Annotated in this window: 18 protein-coding genes and 1 pseudogene; 6 read left to right on the top strand and 13 right to left on the bottom strand. The window is 71.8% G+C overall.

From position 1 onward, the window contains the following. The first annotated feature begins 9 nt into the window (after positions 1-9). Entirely contained in the window at positions 10-1,362 is a 1,353-nt protein-coding gene (locus AB1285_RS17960) for a flavin monoamine oxidase family protein (RefSeq protein ID WP_370428075.1), read from the top strand. Here AB1285_RS17960 and AB1285_RS17955 read toward each other — a convergent pair. The 7 genes from AB1285_RS17955 to AB1285_RS17925 all read right to left on the bottom strand — a co-directional run bounded on the left by AB1285_RS17955 (position 1,353) and on the right by AB1285_RS17925 (position 5,459). After that, positions 1,353-2,051 carry a Pr6Pr family membrane protein gene (locus AB1285_RS17955; RefSeq protein ID WP_370428074.1) on the bottom strand — a complete coding sequence of 233 codons (699 nt, stop codon included), beginning with the start codon at positions 2,049-2,051 and terminating at the stop codon, positions 1,353-1,355. The two genes, AB1285_RS17960 and AB1285_RS17955, sit on opposite strands and share 10 nt — an antisense overlap. A 139-nt stretch (positions 2,052-2,190) precedes the next feature. Then, positions 2,191-2,577, bottom strand: a complete 387-nt coding sequence (locus AB1285_RS17950) for a DoxX family protein (RefSeq protein WP_187663012.1) — start codon at positions 2,575-2,577, stop codon at positions 2,191-2,193. Positions 2,578-2,605: 28 nt separating this feature from the next. After that, positions 2,606-3,364 carry a ribonuclease H family protein gene (locus AB1285_RS17945; RefSeq protein WP_370428073.1) on the bottom strand — a complete coding sequence of 253 codons (759 nt, stop codon included), beginning with the start codon at positions 3,362-3,364 and terminating at the stop codon, positions 2,606-2,608. Between the two features lie 102 nt (positions 3,365-3,466). After that, complete coding sequence (locus tag AB1285_RS17940; RefSeq protein ID WP_268777427.1) at positions 3,467-3,688, bottom strand: hypothetical protein; 222 nt, start codon at positions 3,686-3,688, stop codon at positions 3,467-3,469. Between the two features lie 104 nt (positions 3,689-3,792). Beyond that, positions 3,793-4,104, bottom strand: a complete 312-nt coding sequence (locus AB1285_RS17935; protein ID WP_187663015.1) for a protealysin inhibitor emfourin — start codon at positions 4,102-4,104, stop codon at positions 3,793-3,795. Continuing rightward, on the bottom strand, positions 4,079-5,149 hold the full coding sequence (locus AB1285_RS17930) for a M4 family metallopeptidase (RefSeq protein WP_268777426.1): 1,071 nt from the start codon (positions 5,147-5,149) through the stop codon (positions 4,079-4,081). Before AB1285_RS17930 ends, AB1285_RS17935 begins: the two co-directional genes overlap by 26 nt. Positions 5,150-5,243: 94 nt before the next feature. Further along, the gene (locus tag AB1285_RS17925; RefSeq protein ID WP_187663017.1) at positions 5,244-5,459 is read right to left on the bottom strand and encodes a hypothetical protein; all 216 of its coding nucleotides are present in this window, start codon (positions 5,457-5,459) and stop codon (positions 5,244-5,246) included. A gap of 93 nt (positions 5,460-5,552) precedes the next feature. Between AB1285_RS17925 and AB1285_RS17920 the strand changes: the two genes are divergently transcribed. Continuing rightward, the gene (locus AB1285_RS17920) at positions 5,553-7,070 is read left to right on the top strand and encodes an SDR family NAD(P)-dependent oxidoreductase (RefSeq protein ID WP_187663018.1); all 1,518 of its coding nucleotides are present in this window, start codon (positions 5,553-5,555) and stop codon (positions 7,068-7,070) included. Positions 7,071-7,152: 82 nt separating this feature from the next. Here AB1285_RS17920 and AB1285_RS17915 read toward each other — a convergent pair whose 3' ends face one another. Together AB1285_RS17915 and AB1285_RS17910 are read right to left on the bottom strand one after the other, a co-directional pair. Beyond that, positions 7,153-8,226, bottom strand: a complete 1,074-nt coding sequence (locus tag AB1285_RS17915; RefSeq protein ID WP_311198654.1) for a sensor histidine kinase — start codon at positions 8,224-8,226, stop codon at positions 7,153-7,155. Between the two features lie 10 nt (positions 8,227-8,236). Then, entirely contained in the window at positions 8,237-8,908 is a 672-nt protein-coding gene (locus tag AB1285_RS17910) for a response regulator transcription factor (protein WP_259951898.1), read from the bottom strand. An 87-nt stretch (positions 8,909-8,995) separates the two neighbouring features. On the opposite strand from AB1285_RS17910, the gene AB1285_RS17905 reads away from it, so the two are divergent. The 4 genes from AB1285_RS17905 to AB1285_RS17890 are packed head-to-tail and all read left to right on the top strand — an operon-like array spanning position 8,996 to position 12,176. Then, positions 8,996-9,679 carry a M15 family metallopeptidase gene (locus tag AB1285_RS17905; RefSeq protein ID WP_259951900.1) on the top strand — a complete coding sequence of 228 codons (684 nt, stop codon included), beginning with the start codon at positions 8,996-8,998 and terminating at the stop codon, positions 9,677-9,679. Next, positions 9,676-10,797: an alanine racemase gene (gene alr, locus AB1285_RS17900; RefSeq protein ID WP_370428072.1), complete on the top strand. Its 1,122-nt coding sequence runs from the start codon at positions 9,676-9,678 to the stop codon at positions 10,795-10,797. The genes AB1285_RS17905 and alr overlap by 4 nt, the downstream gene beginning before the upstream one ends. Next, the gene (locus AB1285_RS17895) at positions 10,794-11,744 is read left to right on the top strand and encodes a D-alanine--D-alanine ligase family protein (protein WP_370428071.1); all 951 of its coding nucleotides are present in this window, start codon (positions 10,794-10,796) and stop codon (positions 11,742-11,744) included. The genes alr and AB1285_RS17895 overlap by 4 nt, the downstream gene beginning before the upstream one ends. Before the next feature lie 42 nt (positions 11,745-11,786). Next, positions 11,787-12,176 (top strand): VOC family protein, encoded by a 390-nt coding sequence (locus AB1285_RS17890; protein WP_370428070.1) that lies wholly within the window; start codon positions 11,787-11,789, stop codon positions 12,174-12,176. A gap of 15 nt (positions 12,177-12,191) precedes the next feature. On the opposite strand, the pseudogene AB1285_RS17885 reads toward AB1285_RS17890, so the two are convergent. The 4 genes and pseudogenes from AB1285_RS17885 to AB1285_RS17870 all read right to left on the bottom strand — a co-directional run bounded on the left by AB1285_RS17885 (position 12,192) and on the right by AB1285_RS17870 (position 16,137). Beyond that, positions 12,192-14,839 (bottom strand): annotated as a pseudogene (locus AB1285_RS17885) (DEAD/DEAH box helicase). A 365-nt stretch (positions 14,840-15,204) separates the two neighbouring features. After that, positions 15,205-15,360, bottom strand: coding sequence for a hypothetical protein (locus tag AB1285_RS17880; protein ID WP_429977579.1), 156 nt, complete (start codon positions 15,358-15,360; stop codon positions 15,205-15,207). A gap of 176 nt (positions 15,361-15,536) precedes the next feature. Next, a complete protein-coding gene (locus AB1285_RS17875) occupies positions 15,537-15,806 on the bottom strand; it encodes a hypothetical protein (protein ID WP_429977578.1) in 270 nt (89 codons plus the stop codon). A gap of 64 nt (positions 15,807-15,870) precedes the next feature. Continuing rightward, complete coding sequence (locus AB1285_RS17870; protein WP_429977577.1) at positions 15,871-16,137, bottom strand: hypothetical protein; 267 nt, start codon at positions 16,135-16,137, stop codon at positions 15,871-15,873. Positions 16,138-16,368 lie beyond the last annotated feature (231 nt).

Here is a 16,368-nt window from a genome sequence, read left to right as displayed (position 1 = left end):
GGCGGCACGATGAGGATCACGCGCCGTACCCTGCTCCTCGGCGCCGGTGCCGGTGCCGTCTCGGTGCTTCTCGCCTCCTGCACGCCGGAGCCGGAACCGACGCCGACCCCCACTCGCACGCGCGAACCGGAGCCGCCGCCCGGTGTCCCCGCTCCGAGCGGCAGTATCCGCAGCACCTGGACCACCGACCCGTTCGCCGGGGGCGCCGCGAGCTTCACTCCCGTGGGGGTGCTCGCGGCGACCCGCACGGCGCTCGCGCAGCCCGTCGACGACCGGCTCTTCTTCGCGGGCGAGGCGACCGACGACGAGGCGCCGGGTACCGTCCGCGGCGCCCTGCGGTCGGGCCGCCGTGCTGCTCGGGAGCTCACCGTCGCCGCGGAGGACGGCGAGCGGGTGGCCGTGATCGGCGCCGGGATCGCCGGGGCGACCGCCGCGGCGCAGCTCGCGGAGGACGGCCTGCAGGTGACGGTGTTCGAAGCGCGCGACCGCGTCGGCGGTCGGATCCTCTCCCGCACGGGCGACGACTGGCCGGTTCCGGTGCAGCTCGGCGCGTGGCTGTTCGGCGACGCCGACGCGGAGCTTCTCGATGCGATCGATGAGGGGGACATGGAGCTCGTCGACCTCGACGGGGCGCGGTGGCGCTCCGCCGAGGGCGACGTCGACCCCGTGGATCCGCAGCCGGTGGAGGCCGCGGTGACCACGGCGCAGTCCGCCCCGCAGGACTCCTCGGTGGCGGACGCCCTGGTGGCGGCCGGCATCGACCCGGAGGATCCCGCGACCGCCGCCCTCCTCGCGCTCCTCGCCGCACGCACGGGCGCCGACGCCGCCGACCTGTCGAGCTGGTTCGCCCCGCCGCTCCCGGACGCAGCGCTGCAGGGCGTCGGCGACGATCTGACCCCGTTCATCGAGAGCACCTTGGACGGGGTGAAGGTCGGGCTGAGCTCCCCGGTCACCCGTCTCGCGTGGGACGACACCGGCGTGAGCGTGCGCCTCGGCACCGGCGAGGCCCTCTCCTTCGACCGGGTGCTGCTGACGGTGCCGCTCGGGGTGCTGCAGGAGCAGGCCATCGAGTTCGATCCGCCGCTGCCGTTCGACAACCGCGGCGCCGTGTCCGCGCTCGGCATGGGTGCGATCGAGACGGTCTGGCTGCGGTGGGACGAGCCGTTCTGGGACGGCGACGAGGCGATCTGGCACGCGGTCGGCGAGGACATCGCGATCCCCACGTGGATCAACCTCCGCCCCTCGACCGGCGAGAACGTGCTCGTCGGGATCGTGGGCGGTGCGGCCGCGCGGGAGTTCGCGGAGCTCGGGGAGGCCGAGGCCGTCGAGGCGGCGCTCGGGTCGCTGGCGCTCTACGCCTGAACCGTCTCACGTGCGGCCTCGGCCGGGGCGCTGTCCTCGGGCGGCGGCTCCGTACGAGCGCGGTCCCACGGGTCCGGCAGGCGGCTGATGAGCACGAGCGCGGTCGCCACGGCGGCGAAGACGGCCAGCGCGATCGCGCAGGAGACCGTGAACTCGACGGGACCGCTCACCTGCCGCGGGTCGAGGAAGTAGTACGGGTACCAGCCGATCAGCGGTCCGCGGATGAGTGTCGCGACGCCCCACAGAACCGGGTACGCCAGGGTCACCGGGATCACCCGCCACGGCACCGCCCGATGCCCGGGGGCCAGGGCCCAGGCCGCGACGGTCACCGCGGGCAGCCAGAAGTGCAGCACCTGATCCGACCACGGCACGTCGATGCGGATCCCCCGGACTCCGGCCTGCCAGACCAGGATCGCGAACACGAGTCCGGCGGTGATGGTCCAGGTGAGCACGAGCGCGAGCGCCACGGTGAGCCACCGCGGATCGCGGGCTCTCCGCAGCGCGAGGACTCCGGCGATGGTCAGGAGGACGACGAAGGCGATGTTCGACTGATTGGTCAGATACGCGAAGAAGTTCTGGCTCGCGATGGTGTTCGACGCGAGTCCCCACGCGAGGCGGTGGATCAGCGCGATGAGGCAGACGGCGGCGGCGGTGAGCCGGAGCAGGCCGAAGACGGTGCGCTTGTTCACCGTCGCCTCGTCCTTTCCGCCATCCGCCGAGTCTACGGAGCCGACCCGGGGTGACGCCGCATCAGGCCCCCGCGCGGGTTCAGGCGCGGGTGAGTGTGGGGGCCGGTTCTCGCGGGAACGTTTGTTCTCGCGGGGTCGGTCAGCGCCGCGGGGCGCGCGTGGACCACAGAGCCAGCGCGATGAGGGCCGGCTGGAAGAACAGACGCACGAAGCGCTTCATATCGGTGTCGAGGCCGAAGCCGTCGCGATGATGCATCCACTGGGCCACGTTGCCGGGGAACACCGCGGCGAAGAAGAGAGCGGCGACGGTGCCGACCGAGCGACGGCGGCGACGGGCGAGAAGGAGAGCGGAGCCGAGTGCGACCTCGGCGACGCCGGACGCGAGCACCGTGGTGTCCGGATCGAGCGGCAGCGATTCCGGCACCTGCGCCTGGAACTCCCCTCGGGCGAACGTGAGGTGGGAGACGCCGGCGAACACGAGCGAGGCGCCGAGGAAGATCCGGCCGATGGTGCGGGGAGTCGACATGGTGCGAGTGTACGCCCCGCGCTCTCCGTCAGATCAGGCGGCGGAGCGCTTCTTCCAGGGTGATGCCCTGCGCTTCGGCGCGGTCCCGGAGGCGGGCGTGCTCGTCGGGGGACAGCGGGACCTGGAGCACGATGGGGTCGTCCTGGGCGAGGTCGAGTCCGTCGAGGAGGTCTGAGGTCTCGGCCCACAGCGGCTGGGCGAAGTCCGCCTCCGCGACGGGCGTCGTGGTGCGGGATGAGGGTGCCGTGGAGGAGGATGCCGGGGCTTCCGTAGCGGCAGCGGCGACCGGCGCGGAGGCGGCGACGGCGGCTCCGGCATCGGTCGCGCGGGTGAACCCGGGGCCTCGACGCGGCTCCTGCTTCTGCTGATAGGCCTTGGCGGCGGCGTTCGCGCGCTCGTCGGCGGCTTCGTTCAGTGGGTGCCCGGCGTGGCCCTTGACCCAGGAGAACTCGACGTCGCGACCGCGCAGGGCCTCGTCGATCCCCTCGAGGAGGTCGCGGTTCAGCACGGGCCCGCCGTCGGACTTCCGCCATCCGCGGCGCTTCCAGCCCGGCATCCACTTCGTCACGGAGTCGATCACGTAACGGCTGTCGCACTCGATCAGCAGCTTCTCGTCGGTGCCGGCCGTCGCCCGGAGCAGTTCGAGGACGGCGCGGAGCTCGCCCTGGTTGTTCGTGCCGTGCGGGGAGCCGCCGGCCGCCCAGTTCGCGTCGTCGATGTACCAGGCCCAGCCGTTCGGGCCGGGGTTGCCCAGGGCGGAGCCGTCTGCGGCGGCGGTGATGGTCATCCGTCCACCGTATCGCTGGCCGCGGACGCACTTTCGCGCCGCGGTCGCACGGATTCCCGCGGAACCTGCGACGGGAGTGGGAGAGTGCGACGCCGTGCGGGGTCAGTCCTCGGGGTCGGCGTTCTCGGTGCTCTCGGCCTCGGGAGCGGGCGGGGCGACCGGGAACACGATCGAGCTCACCGAGGAGGGGGTGTCGAGGCCGAGGGTCAGCGGGTCGAGCGCCGGCGCGGCGTCGAGCGTGTCTGCGGGCGAGCTCTCGAGAGGTTCAGAGGGGAGTCCCCACTGCTTCTCTTCTTCCTCGGGTCGCTGCTGGAAGAGTCCCATGTGTCCATTGTCACCCCCCGGGCGGCGCGGGGTCGCGGTTTCCCACCGAGGTCGCAGGGATCCGTGGGTTCCTGTGACGGGAGTGCGACTCTGCGACCGCGGGCTCACGCGTCGCGAGCGGCCTCCCGCACGGCATCGACGAGGGCGCGCCACGGACCGTCCACGGCGGAGTCGGGCAGCTCCCGCTCCCGGCGCTCGGAGGGGGTGCGGGCGCGGATGCTCCACACGAACCGGTCGGCCCCCGGCTCCGTGTCGACGTCGTCGTCCCAGGGGCAGCTGTCGATGAGGCCGATCCACTCCTCGGCGTCCGGCGGCTCGGCCTCCACGCGCCACTGGCGACGGATGCCGGCGAGCCCTCCCGAGCGCACGACGGCGATGACGACGGGGGCGTCAGGCGGCGTCGGGTCCTCGGTCATCCTCATAGACTCCCACGGTCGTCCAGGCACGTCGAGCCGCGGCGACCGTCTCCTGATCGACCGTGGCCGCTGCGGCGACCGTGGCGTCGGCGAAGTCCGTGAAGTTCGCGGTGCTCGACAGGCCGCCGGTGAGCGCCCGGTACCAGACCGTGCCGGCGCGCTCCCAGGCGTTGCCGCCGAGGTCGAGGGCGAAGAGGGCGAAGGCGCGGTTCGGGATGCCGGAGTTGATGTGCACGCCTCCGTTGTCCTCGGTCGTGCGCACGAACCCGCTCATGTGGTCGGGCTGCGGGTCTTTCCCGAGTTCGTCGTCGTCGTAGGCCGTGCCCGGCGCGATCATGGAGCGCAGAGCCGACCCCTCCACGGCGTCGGTGAAGATCTCCGCCCCGATGAGCCAGCTCGCCTGGTCGGTGGACTGCCCCAGCGCGTACTGCTCGGTGAGGGCGCCGAACACGTCGGCGACGGACTCGTTCAGTGCGCCCGGCTGGCCCTGATACTCCAGGTTCGCCGTGTGCTGCACGACGCCGTGGGCGAGCTCATGCCCGATCACGGTGAGCGATCCGGTGAAGTGCTGGAACACCTCGCCGTCGCCGTCGCCGAACACCATGCGCTCGCCGTCCCAGAACGCGTTGTCGTAGTCGACGCCGTAATGGACGGTCGCGTCGAGGGGAGCGCCGGCGTCGTCGAGCGAGTTGCGGCCGAACGCGGAGAGCAGCATCTCGAACGTCGCGCCCAGGCCGTCGAACGCCTCGTTGACGGCGGTGTCGGCGACCGGCTCGTCGTCTTCCGTGCGGACCACGGCCCCCGGGAGCTGCTGCGTGTTGCCGGCGTCGCTGATCGTGCGGTTCGGCGCATCGGAGAGCTGCGCGACGAGGTCGCCGTTCTCGTCGATGGAGAGGTCGATGCGGGCGCGGAAGGGCGGGCGCCCGGCGGTGAGCGTCTGCCGGGCGGCGGCCGCGGCCTTGGGGAAGCGACCCGACTCGGCCAGGCGCGCGAGCAGGTAGGAGGGGACGACGCCGGGGTGCGGGAAGGATTCTGCGCTGCTCATGCGTCGACCCTACGCCGGGGATCGGACAGAGCAGGAGACCCGCTGCCGTTCCTCGAGGACGGCGGGAGCCATGGCAGCGGTGGCCGTGCGAGTGCTAGTCGCCGGATTCGCCAGGGGAGGCGCCGGGTCGGCGACGTGCCCCGACGATGAGCAGCACGATTCCCAGCACCGCCAGCAGGATGTTCACGCCGAGGTACACGGCGCCGTCGGCGCCGCCCGCCCGGACGACCGAGAAGGATGCGACCGTCCCGATGACGGCGAGAGCGAGGCACACGAAAGCGACGATCCTCAGCGTGCCGGCCTTCCTCATCTCATCCCTTCCGTCCGGACCCAGCGTAGCCGCGCGGCGCCCGGCACCCCACACGGCAGGAGACCCCGAGGACTGTCGCGTAAAATCGGCCCAATGACCGACGCGCCCGACGCCACTCCCGACCTGGGCCCCGGCATCGACCCCGACGACCTCGCCACGACGCTGCGCGTCCTCGCCGAGCTGCACACGATCGACAACGAGCACCCCGACTTCGTGGCCGTGCGCCACGCGACCGCGGCGATGTTCAAGGCGGTCAAGCGCGTGCGGCGCAAGGAGATCCGGGACGCGATCGCCGAGGCGGACAAGGCCGTCGTCGCCCGCACCGCCACCGGCGCTCCCGACCGCATCGACGACGAGACGCGCGGCAACGATCTCGCCACGAGCGTGGTGGACGCGCCCATCGCCGGCGAGCTCCTCAAACCCCGCAACTGCTACATCTGCAAGCAGCCGTACACGCTCGTCGACGCGTTCTACCACCAGCTCTGCCCTGACTGCGCGCGCTTCAGTCACGGCAAGCGCACCGCCCGCACGGACCTCACCGGCAAGCGCGCTCTGCTCACCGGCGGCCGCGCGAAGATCGGCATGCACATCGCGCTGCGCCTCCTCCGCGACGGCGCGCACACCACGATCACCACCCGGTTCCCGCGCGACGCGGTGCGCCGGTTCTCGGCCCTGCCGGATGCGGGCGACTGGCTGCACCGGCTGCGCGTGGTCGGCATCGACCTCCGCGACCCGGCCCAGGTGATCGGGCTCGCCGACTCGGTCGCCGCGCAGGGGCCCCTCGACATCCTCATCAACAACGCCGCCCAGACGGTCCGCCGCTCGCCGGGAGCCTATTCGCTGCTCGCCGACGCGGAGCTCCAGCCGCTGCCGGACGGGCCGCTGCCGGAGATGGAGACCTTCGGGCACACCGTCGACCCGCACCCGCAGGCGCTGCAGGCCTCGGTCGATTCGCACCCGCTGCTGTCGGTGGCCGCGCTCGGGGGCACGGTCGCGGAGCAGGGGGGACAGGCGCTCACCGCGGAAGACCTCGCACGGCTCGCGATGGCACCGGGCTCGTCCTCGCTGGAGAAGCACGCGGACGGCACGGCGATCGACGCGGGCGGACTCGTGCCGGACGTGAACCGCGTCAACAGCTGGGTGCAGTCCGTGGATCAGGTCGATCCGCTGGAGATGCTCGAGGTGCAGCTCGCCAACACGACCGCGCCGTTCCTGCTCATCAGCCGGCTGCGGGCGTCGATGGCCGCGTCGCCGTCGCGCCGGAAGTACGTCGTGAACGTCTCCGCGATGGAGGGGCAGTTCTCCCGGCGTTACAAGGGTCCAGGCCACCCGCACACGAACATGGCGAAGGCCGCGCTGAACATGCTGACCCGTACGAGCGCGGGGGAGATGCTGGAGACGGACGGCATCCTCATGACCGCCGTCGACACCGGCTGGATCACCGACGAGCGCCCGCACTACACGAAGGTCCGGCTCGCGGAGGAGGGCTTCCACGCCCCGCTCGACCTGGTCGACGGCGCCGCCCGCGTGTACGACCCGATCGTGCGCGGCGAGGCCGGCGAGGACATCCACGGCGTCTTCCTCAAGGACTACGAGCCCAGCCCCTGGTGACGCCCGTTCGACTCCGTTCGAATCGCCTGAATGGTTCTATCCGGAGCCGAAACAGGGCGAATCGCGCGATTCGAAAGCCGGGTCAGCCGGGATAGGGGTGCGGGAACCAGACGGTCACGATGAGGCCGCCGCCGGTGCGGGGGGTCAGCACGAGGGTGCCGCCGTGTGTCTGGGTGATGCGCTGGACGATCGCGAGGCCGAGGCCCACCCCGGCGTGCTCCGCTCCCCGCGTGCGCTCGGTGCCGCGCTGGAAGGGTTCGACGAGCGTGGCGACCTGGGAGGCGGGGAGCTCCGCACCGGTGTTCTCCACGACGAGGGCCACCGCGTCCGGGAGGGAGTGCGTGCGCACCGCGACGGAGCCGCCGCCGTCGCCCCGGTTGTGGACGATCGCGTTGGCGACGAGGTTCATGACGAGTTGCGGCAGCAGGGCGGAGGAGCCGAGCACGGTCGCCGGGACACCGGAGACCTCAACCTCGACCCCGCGGCGGTCGGCGAGCGGGAGGAGGGCCTCGACGGACTCCTCGGCCAGGAGCGACAGGTCGACGAGCGTCCGCGAGAAGGTGCGCTGATCCGCCCTGCTCAGCAGCAGCAGCGCCTCGGTGAGGTCGATCGCCCGCGTGTTCACCTCGCGGAGCCGGTCGATGAGGGCGTCGACGTCCCGGTCGGGATCGGTGCGGGCCACGTCGAGGAGCGTCTGCGAGATGGCCAAGGGGGTCCGCAGCTCGTGCGAGGCGTTCGCGGCGAAGCGCTGCTGCTCGGAGACGTGCGCCTCCAGCTGCTCCAGCATGGTGTCGAAGACGTCGGCGAGGTCGCGGAACTCGTCGCTCGGGCCCTCCATGCGGATCCGGTGCGACAGCGAGCCCTGGGCCGCGAGCCGGGCCGCGTCGCCGATGCGGTCGAGCGGGGCCAGCATCCGGCCGGCGAGCAGCCACCCGCCGCCGAGACCGATCGCGAGCAGGGCGACCATCACCATCGCGGCGACGGGTACGAACGCCCGGATCAGGTCCGAGCGGTTGGGGACGAAGAACTCGACGACGGGGATCTGCACATCCGGGACGTACCGCAGGAGGTAGAGCGCCACGGCGCCGAGCAGCAGGAGGCCGGAGACGACGACGATGCCCGCGTAACTCAGCGTCAGCTTGAGGCGGACGCTCATCCCGCGCCGCCTACGCATCCGGGTCGGCCCCGATCCGGTAGCCGACGCCGGGCACCGTGAGGATCAGCCACGGCTCGCCGAGGCGCTTGCGCAGCGAGGAGACGGTGATGCGGACGGCGTTCGTGAACGGGTCGGCGTTCTCGTCCCACGCCCGTTCCAGCAGCTCCTCGGCGCTGACCACACCGCCCTCGGCGTCGACGAGCACCTCCAGCACGGCGAACTGCTTGCGGGTGAGGGCGACGTACCGGCCGTCGCGGTAGACCTCGCGGCGGAACGGGTCGAGACGAAGACCGGCGATCTCCAGCACCGGCGGTCGCGCGCGCTGGCGGCGGCGATCGAGGGCGCGCAGCCGCAGCACCAGCTCCCGCAGCTCGAACGGCTTGGTGAGGTAGTCGTCGGCGCCGAGCTCGAACCCGGAGGCCTTGTCGTCCAGCCGGTCGGCGGCCGTGAGCATGAGGATGGGGATGCCGCTGCCCGAGGCGACGATCCAGCGCGCGATGTCATCGCCGGACGGCCCCGGCACGTCGCGGTCGAGGATCGCGATGTCGTACGCGTTGATGCTCAGGAGCTCGAGCGCGGTGTCGCCGTCGCCGGCGATGTCGGCCGCGATCGCCTCGAGCCGCAGCCCGTCGCGGACCGCCTCGGCGAGGTAGGGCTCGTCCTCGACGATCAGCACACGCATGGCAGCGATCCTACGCAGTGCGGCATATCGGCGGTGTATGGAAAACGCCATACGCCCTGGCAACCGCGTCCTCTCTTCACTGGAAGCATGAACGACCTCCACACCCCCCGAGCCGTCCGGGCACGGCGCCGTCGGCGGATCGCCACCACGGCCTCCGTGCTGGCACTCGCCGTGGTCGCCGCCGTCGCCGTGCAGCAGTCGCTCTCGGCCGCGTTCGCCGAGACCGCCCCGATCGTCACGCCCGCCACCACCGGCTCCTCCGGCTCCGACACCGATCCGCATCCGCCGACCACCGGATCGGTGCTCGCCCCGAGCGAGGCGGACGGCGTGATCCGCGACGGCGATCAGCCGACGGTCTTCGACGTCGACAGGATCGCCGTCGGCAACCTCGACCCCGCGCTGCTCGACGCCCTCCAGCGTGCCGCCTCCGATGCCGAGGCCGACGGGGTCACCTTCGTCGTGAACAGCGGATGGCGGTCGGCCACGCTGCAGGAGCAGCTGCTCCGCGACGCCATCGACGACTACGGCTCGGAGGAGGAGGCGCGCCGTTGGGTGGCGACCGCCGAGACCTCGGCGCACGTCTCCGGCGACGCGGTCGACCTCGGTCCGCTCCCCACCCTCGACTGGCTCGCCCAGCGCGGCTGGCGCTACGGGCTCTGCCAGACCTACGCCAACGAGTCCTGGCACTACGAGCTGCGACCGGAGGCTGTCGAGGACGGCTGCCCCGCACAGTACGCCGATGCCACCGAAGACCCGAGGATGCAGCGATGACCGCGGTGCTCCCGGAGGGGGCGACCCTGTCCCGCCTGCACGCACCGACCCTGTCCACCCTTCCGGGTGCCGTCGCCGAGAACCTCCGCCGCGTGCGGGCCGCCGCTGCGGTTCCCGTCATGGCCGTGGTCAAGGCCGACGCCTACGGTCACGGCATGGTGGCGGTGGCGACCGCCGCCGTGGCCGCGGGAGCCGAGTGGCTCGGGGTCACCGACGTCGCCGAGGGGGTCGCGCTGCGCGACGCCGGCCTGCGCGTGCCGATCCTCGCCTGGCTACATCCGGCGGGCATCGACGCGCCGCTCGCGGCCGCTGCGCGGGTCGACGTGGCCGTGGGCTCCGTCGAGGAGCTGCGCCAGCTCGCGGCCGATGCCACAGCTTCCGTGCGGGTGCACCTGCACCTCGACACCGGGATGGCGCGCGGAGGGTGCCCCGTGGAGGACTGGGACACTCTGCTGCGCACGGCGAGGGCGGCCCGCGGACGGATCGATGTCGTCGGGGTGATGGGGCACCTCCCCTGCGCGGACGCCGCGGATCCGCGGGCGAACGCGGCCGCGGTGCTGCGGATGCGCCAGGGGAGGGACGCGGTCCTGCGCGCCGGGTTCGGACCGCTGCTCGTGCACCTCGCGGCGACGTCGGGGGCTCTCACGGACCCCGCCACGCACTTCGACATGGTGCGGGTGGGGGCCGCCCTCGTGGGGATCGACCCGTCCGAGACGGTGTCGTTGGTCGGGGCCTCCCGGTTCACCGCGCCCGTGGTGCACAGCGCCGCCGTGCCGGCCGGAACCGTCGTGGGCTACGGGGGCACGCACACGACGGCGACGGCCACGCACCTGAGCGTCGTGGGCGTCGGGTACGCGGACGGCATCCCGCGGGAGGTCGGGCCGGGTGCGGGGGTGGAGATCGGAGGGGAACGGCACCTCATCGTCGGGAGGGTGTCGATGGATCAGATCGTCGTCGACACCGGGGGGAGGGCGCTCCCGCGGGGAGCGGTCGCGTCGGTGTTCGGGCCGGACGGCGGCGCGGTGCCGTCGGTGCAGGACTGGGCACGGTGGGCGGGCACGATCCCGCACACCATCGTCACGGGCATCGGCCCGCGAGTGAGGAGGAGCGTCGCATGACGAAGCAGGTCCTGGTCATCGGAGGGGGACAGAACCCGGAGCACGAGGTGTCGCTCGCGTCGGCCGCGGCGGTCGCTGCGGCGCTGCGGCTGGGCGGACACAGCGTCACGGCCGTGACGATCGATCGCGACGGCGTCTGGCGGACGGACGGCATCCCGCCCGGCGTGAGTCCGGCGGCATCGTTGCAGCAGGCCCTGCCGCTGCTCGCGGCGAGCGACGTCGTGTTCCCGGCCGTGCACGGGGCGCTCGGGGAGGACGGCGCCCTCGCGGCGCTGTGCGCGCTCGCCGGGGTCCCCGTGGTCGGATCCGCGCTGGGGGCGGGGGCGATCGGCATGGACAAATGGGCCACGAAGCTGGTGGCCCAGGCCGTGGGGCTGCGGACCGCCAGGGGGCGACTGGTCGCCGCGGAGGACATCGGCGATGTGGAGTTCGACGGCGCGGTCGTGGTCAAGCCGGTCACGGCCGGCTCAAGCCACGGCGTGAGCCTGGTGACGGAGGAGGGCGACCTGCTCACGGCGCTGCGGGGGGCAGCGCGGTTCGACCGGCGGATCCTGGTCGAGGAGGTCGTGCATGCACGGGAGATCGACGTCGCCGTGCTGCGGGAGAAGGGCGGGGTGCGGTGGGCCGCCCCGCCCCTGGAGATCCACGCGCCCGGGCTCTTCGACACCGCGACGAAGTACGACGGCACGGCCCGCTTCACGGTTCCCGCGCAGCTCGATACAGCCGCCACGACGGCGCTCAAGCGCGCGGCGATCGCGATGTTCGATGCCCTGGGGTGCGACGGCGTCGCCCGGATGGACTTCTTCCTCACGGACGAGGGCCCTGTGCTCAACGAGGTGAACACGATGCCGGGGCTGACCGCCGCCTCCCAGGTGCCGCGGATGTTCGCGGCGGCCGGGGTGGACTACGTCGACCTCGTGGGCAGGCTCGTCCGAGCGGCCGTGTGAGAGGGGCTCGACACGGCGCGTGCGGAGGCGGATGCTGGGGGCATGGCAGCCTTCACAGCGGAGAACGCGTTCAGCGGTTTCAGCGTCGACGACATCGACGCGGCGAAAGAGTTCTACGGCACGACCCTCGGGCTCGACGTCGAGGTCAACGCGATGGGATTCCTCGATCTGCGCCTGGCCCGCGGCGGGTCGATCCTCGTCTACGCGAAACCGAACCACACCCCGGCGAGCTTCACGGTCCTGAACTTCCCGGTGGCGGACGTCGACGCCGCGGTCGAGGAGCTCAACGAGCGCGGCGTGCAGACGAAGATCTACGGCGACGACGAGTTCCCGTCGGACTCCCGCGGCATCGTCCGCGGGAACGGGCAGGGGCCGGACATCGCGTGGTTCCGCGACCCGGCGGGGAACGTGCTCGCTGTCATGCAGGCCTGACGGGGCCCGCATCGCTCACAGCCGGTCGACCGCCGTCACCGTGACGACCGCCTCGCCCGCTTCGTCGGACGCGGCGAGGTCGACGGTGGCGCTGATGCCCCAGTCGTGGTCGCCGGCGGGGTCGTCGATGATCTGCCGCGCCGTCCAGGCGGTCGGACCCTCGGTGAGCAGCAGCATGCGGGAGCTGCGGGCGTCCGGTCCGGTGCCGATGTCGTCGTGCTCGGCGAAGTACGCATCCAGCGCGGCCGACCAGGCGGCGGCGCCGAACGACGGGTCGAGCTCGGCCAGCGCATCCACGTCCTCACGCGCGGCGAGCTGCACGCGCCGGAAGAGTTCGTTGCGGACGAGCGTGCGGAAGGCGCGGGTGTTGCTCGTGAGGCGCTTCGGTGCGGGCGGGACGATCGGCTCGTCGGTCTCGCCGCGGGCGGCGGTCCCTGCGGTCAGCTCGCTCCACTCGTCGAGCAGGCTGGAGTCGATCTGGCGCACGAGCTCGCCGAGCCAGGCGATGAGGTCGTGGAGGTCCTCGTCCTTCCGCTCCTCGGGGATCGTCTGGGAGGCGGCGCGGTACGCGTCCGACAGGTACCGCAGGACGACGCCCTCGGAGCGGGCGATCTTGTAGAACGCGACGTACTCGCCGAACGACATGGCCCGCTCGTACATGTCACGGACGACGGACTTCGGGTGCAGGGCGAAGTCCCGGATCCACGGTTGCGCAGCGCTGAACGTCTCGAAGGCGGCGTCGAGGAGCTCCTCCAGGGGCTTCGGGTACGTGATCCCTTCGAGGAGCTCCATGCGCTCGTCGTACTCGATGCCCTCGCGCTTCATCGCGGCGACCGCCTCGCCCCGCGCGAGGAACTCCTGCTGGCTGAGTACGGCGCGCGGATCGTCCAGCGTCGCCTCGACGATCGAGATCATGTCCAGCGCGTACGACCCCGTCCCCACCTGGGTCCCTGAGCCTTCCTGGGCCCCTGAGCCTGTCGAAGGGTGGGTCCCTGAGCCTTCCTGGTCCCTGAGCCTGTCGAAGGGTGGGTCCTGAGCCTTCCTGGGTCCCTGAGCCCGTCGAAGGGTCCAGCAGATCGAACGCCGCGAGGGCGAAGGGGGACAGCGGCTGGTTGAGCGCGAAGTTGGGCTGCAGGTCGACCGTGAGCCTGACCCCCTTCGGTGCTCCGGGCACGCCCGTGTCGAACGTCTCCACGACGCCCGATTCCCGGAGCGTCCGGAAGATCGCGAGGGCGCGGAGGGCGAGCGCACGCTGCCGGGCGCGCGGCTCATGGTTGTCGAAGACGAGCCGGCGGACGTTCCCGAACACATCATCGCCCCGGGCGATGACGTTGAGCAGCATCGCGCTGGTGATCTGCATGTGCGAGGTCAGGGTCTCCGGCGTCGCATCGATGAGCTTCCGGAACGACGGCTCTCCCACGACACGAACCCGTCCGGGGCCTTCTTGCGGATGATCTTCCGCTTCTTCTTCGGGTCGTCGCCGGCCATGCGGATCGCGGCGAGGTTCTCCGTCTCGTGCTCGGGCGCCTGGGCGACGACGGTACCAGCGGTGTCGTAGCCGGCGCGTCCGGCCCGCCCCGCGATCTGATGGAACTCCCGGGCGTTGAGCTGGCGCATCCGGGTGCCGTCGAACTTCGTCAGCGCGGTGAGCAGCACGGTCCGGATGGGGACGTTGATGCCCACGCCGAGCGTGTCGGTGCCGCAGATCACGCGCAGGAGGACCGCGCTGGGCCAGCTGTTCGACGAGCCGGCGGTACTTCGGCAGCATGCCGGCGTGGTGCACGCCGATGCCGGCCCGGAGGGAAGCGGGAGAGCGTCTTGCCGAACGCCGTCGTGAAGCGGAAGCCGCCGATGAGGGCGGCGATCTCGTCCCGCTGCTCACGCGTCGCGACCTTCGTGCTCGACAGGGCCTGGGCCCGCTCCATGGCGGCCGCCTGCGAGAAGTGCACGATGTAGACCGGGGCCTGTCCCGTGTTCAGCAGGTCGTCGATGGTCTCGTGGATGGGCGTCGTCTCGTAGAAGAAGTGCAGCGGGACCGGGCGCTCCACTCCGTGACCGAGGCGGTCTCCCGTCCTGTGCGACGCGTCAGGTCGGCGGCGAGGGTGGTGACGTCGCCGAGGGTGGCGACATCAGCACGAACTGGGCCTGGGGGAGCTCGAGGAGCGGCACCTGCCAGGCCCACCCGCCGGTCCGGGTCGCCGTAGAAGTGGAACTCGTCCATGACGACGAGGCCGACGTCGGCGGCATCACCCTGCCGCAGCGCCAGGTTCGCGAGGATCTCGGCGGTGCAGCAGATGATGGGGGCGTCCGCGTTCACGGCGGAGTCTCCCGTCACCATGCCCACGTTCTCGGCGCCGAACACCTCTGCCAGCGCGAAGAACTTCTCGCTGACGAGGGCCTTGATCGGCGCCGTGTAGTAGTCTGCGGCGGCCGCCGACCATCGCCGCGAAGTGGGCTCCGACCGCGACGAGCGACTTTCCGGTGCCCGTCGGCGTGGACAGGATGACGTTCGCGCCGGAGACGATCTCGATGAGCGCCTCGTCCTGCGCGGGGTAGAGGCGGATACCGGTCGACTCCGCCCATTCCACGAACGTCAGGTAGACCGCGTCGGGGTCCGCCGCGTCGGGAACGAGAGAGGGTTCGAGCCGCGGCGTGGGATTCATGGTGCTTCGATCAATCCATCTGCGTCATGTCGCCGATCCCGTGACCCCGAGCGCGGTGAGCAGCTCGTACGCCGTGGAGCGCGCGTGCACGATCACGGTCCCGAGCTGCGACGACGAGGCCGACACCGAGAGCAGGAGCTGGCCATACGGCGCGAGGAGGAAGCTCAGCAGGGCATCTGGTTCTCTCCGATGGACAGCGACACGATGGCCGACAGGGTCGGCTCCGTCCCGCCGGCGATGACTCGGCTTCGGCTCGCGCGACCCCGAACAGGGAGCCGTTCATCGCCGCGAGCTGCTCGCCGCCGTCCTGTCGACGCCGAGCGAGGCGATGTGGAGGCCGTCGCCGTGCCGAGGACCGCGGGTCGTCAGCTCGGGGAAGCGCTCCTCCAAACTGCAGACGGGTCTGCGCCGACCGGGCCGACGATGCGCGACCACAGGGCCCAGTTGCCGGCGACGTCGGGGTGCATGCGGGACGGATCGGGCGTCGCGGCGGCGTCGTGCCGCCGGGCGGGTCCGGTCATGGCTTCTCCTCCGGAAGATCGAGAGCGGCGCCGGCGACACGCATCACGCCTGTCGCGGTTCGCGCGCGTCGGCCGCGAGGACGCGCGAGGCGGGGGATGCCGTGTCGCGCGAGGGGGGCGGCAGAGCGCGCGCCGGATATCGCCGATCGCTCGTCCGGCGGTGTGGCTGACGGCGATCACGACGCGATGCTCCTCGCCCGCGAGAACGTCCAGCCACTCGTCGGCGTCGGCGACGAGGGTGTCGCGGTCGCCGCGCAGCCAGAGCAGCACCCGGTGCCCGGGATCGAGACGCGCTGCCGTGCCGACGCAAAGCGCTGCTGCCCCGGGATGCCGATGAGCGCGATGGAGACCTCGGGCGTCGGCCGCCAGGTCCCGTAGTCGAGCCCGACCGTCGTGGTGGTCTTGCCGTCACCGCTCGCGAACGACATCGGCACGTCGGTGTCCACCGGCGCGACGTCGCTCAGAGCGCGGACCGCGGTCGTCTTGCCGCGCCCACCGGACCGGCGAAGATCACCCGTACCGCTGAGGCAGGTCGGTCCGTCGGCGTCGGGGGCGCCTCATCGTCCCGCTCCCCGGGACCGGTCTTTCGCTGTCGCCCTCTCCCGAGGCCGCTCCCCACGGCTCATGGATCACGCGCCGAGGGCGGCGACCCGGCGGTTCACCGAGGAGTCGCAGCAGGGCGAGGTTCGTGGCCTGGCGATCGGCGGCCAGGTAGATGAACAGATCGTCGTCGAGCATCTTGAGCAGGTGCAGCTGCGTGTTCAGCGTCAGCAGCATGTCTCGAGCTCGCCATCGATGCGAGGGCATCGATCGTGCGCTTCTTGTTCTTCACGATCTCGCTGTTGAACGCGCTCGCGACCTCGAGGTCGAAGTCCGGACGGACGGAGCTCGAGGCGAGCGGCAGCCCTGATTCCAGGTCGACGATCGACGCCCCGATGAATCCGTTGATGTCGCGCTCGATGTCCGCCAGAAGCGTGTTGAGCTGATCTTGCTGTGGCCATGGTTCTC

It is taken from the genome of Microbacterium sp. NRRL B-14842, from assembly GCF_050470785.1.
Note: the sequence above shows the minus strand (reverse complement) of the source record. Positions and strands in the feature narration are given on the sequence as shown.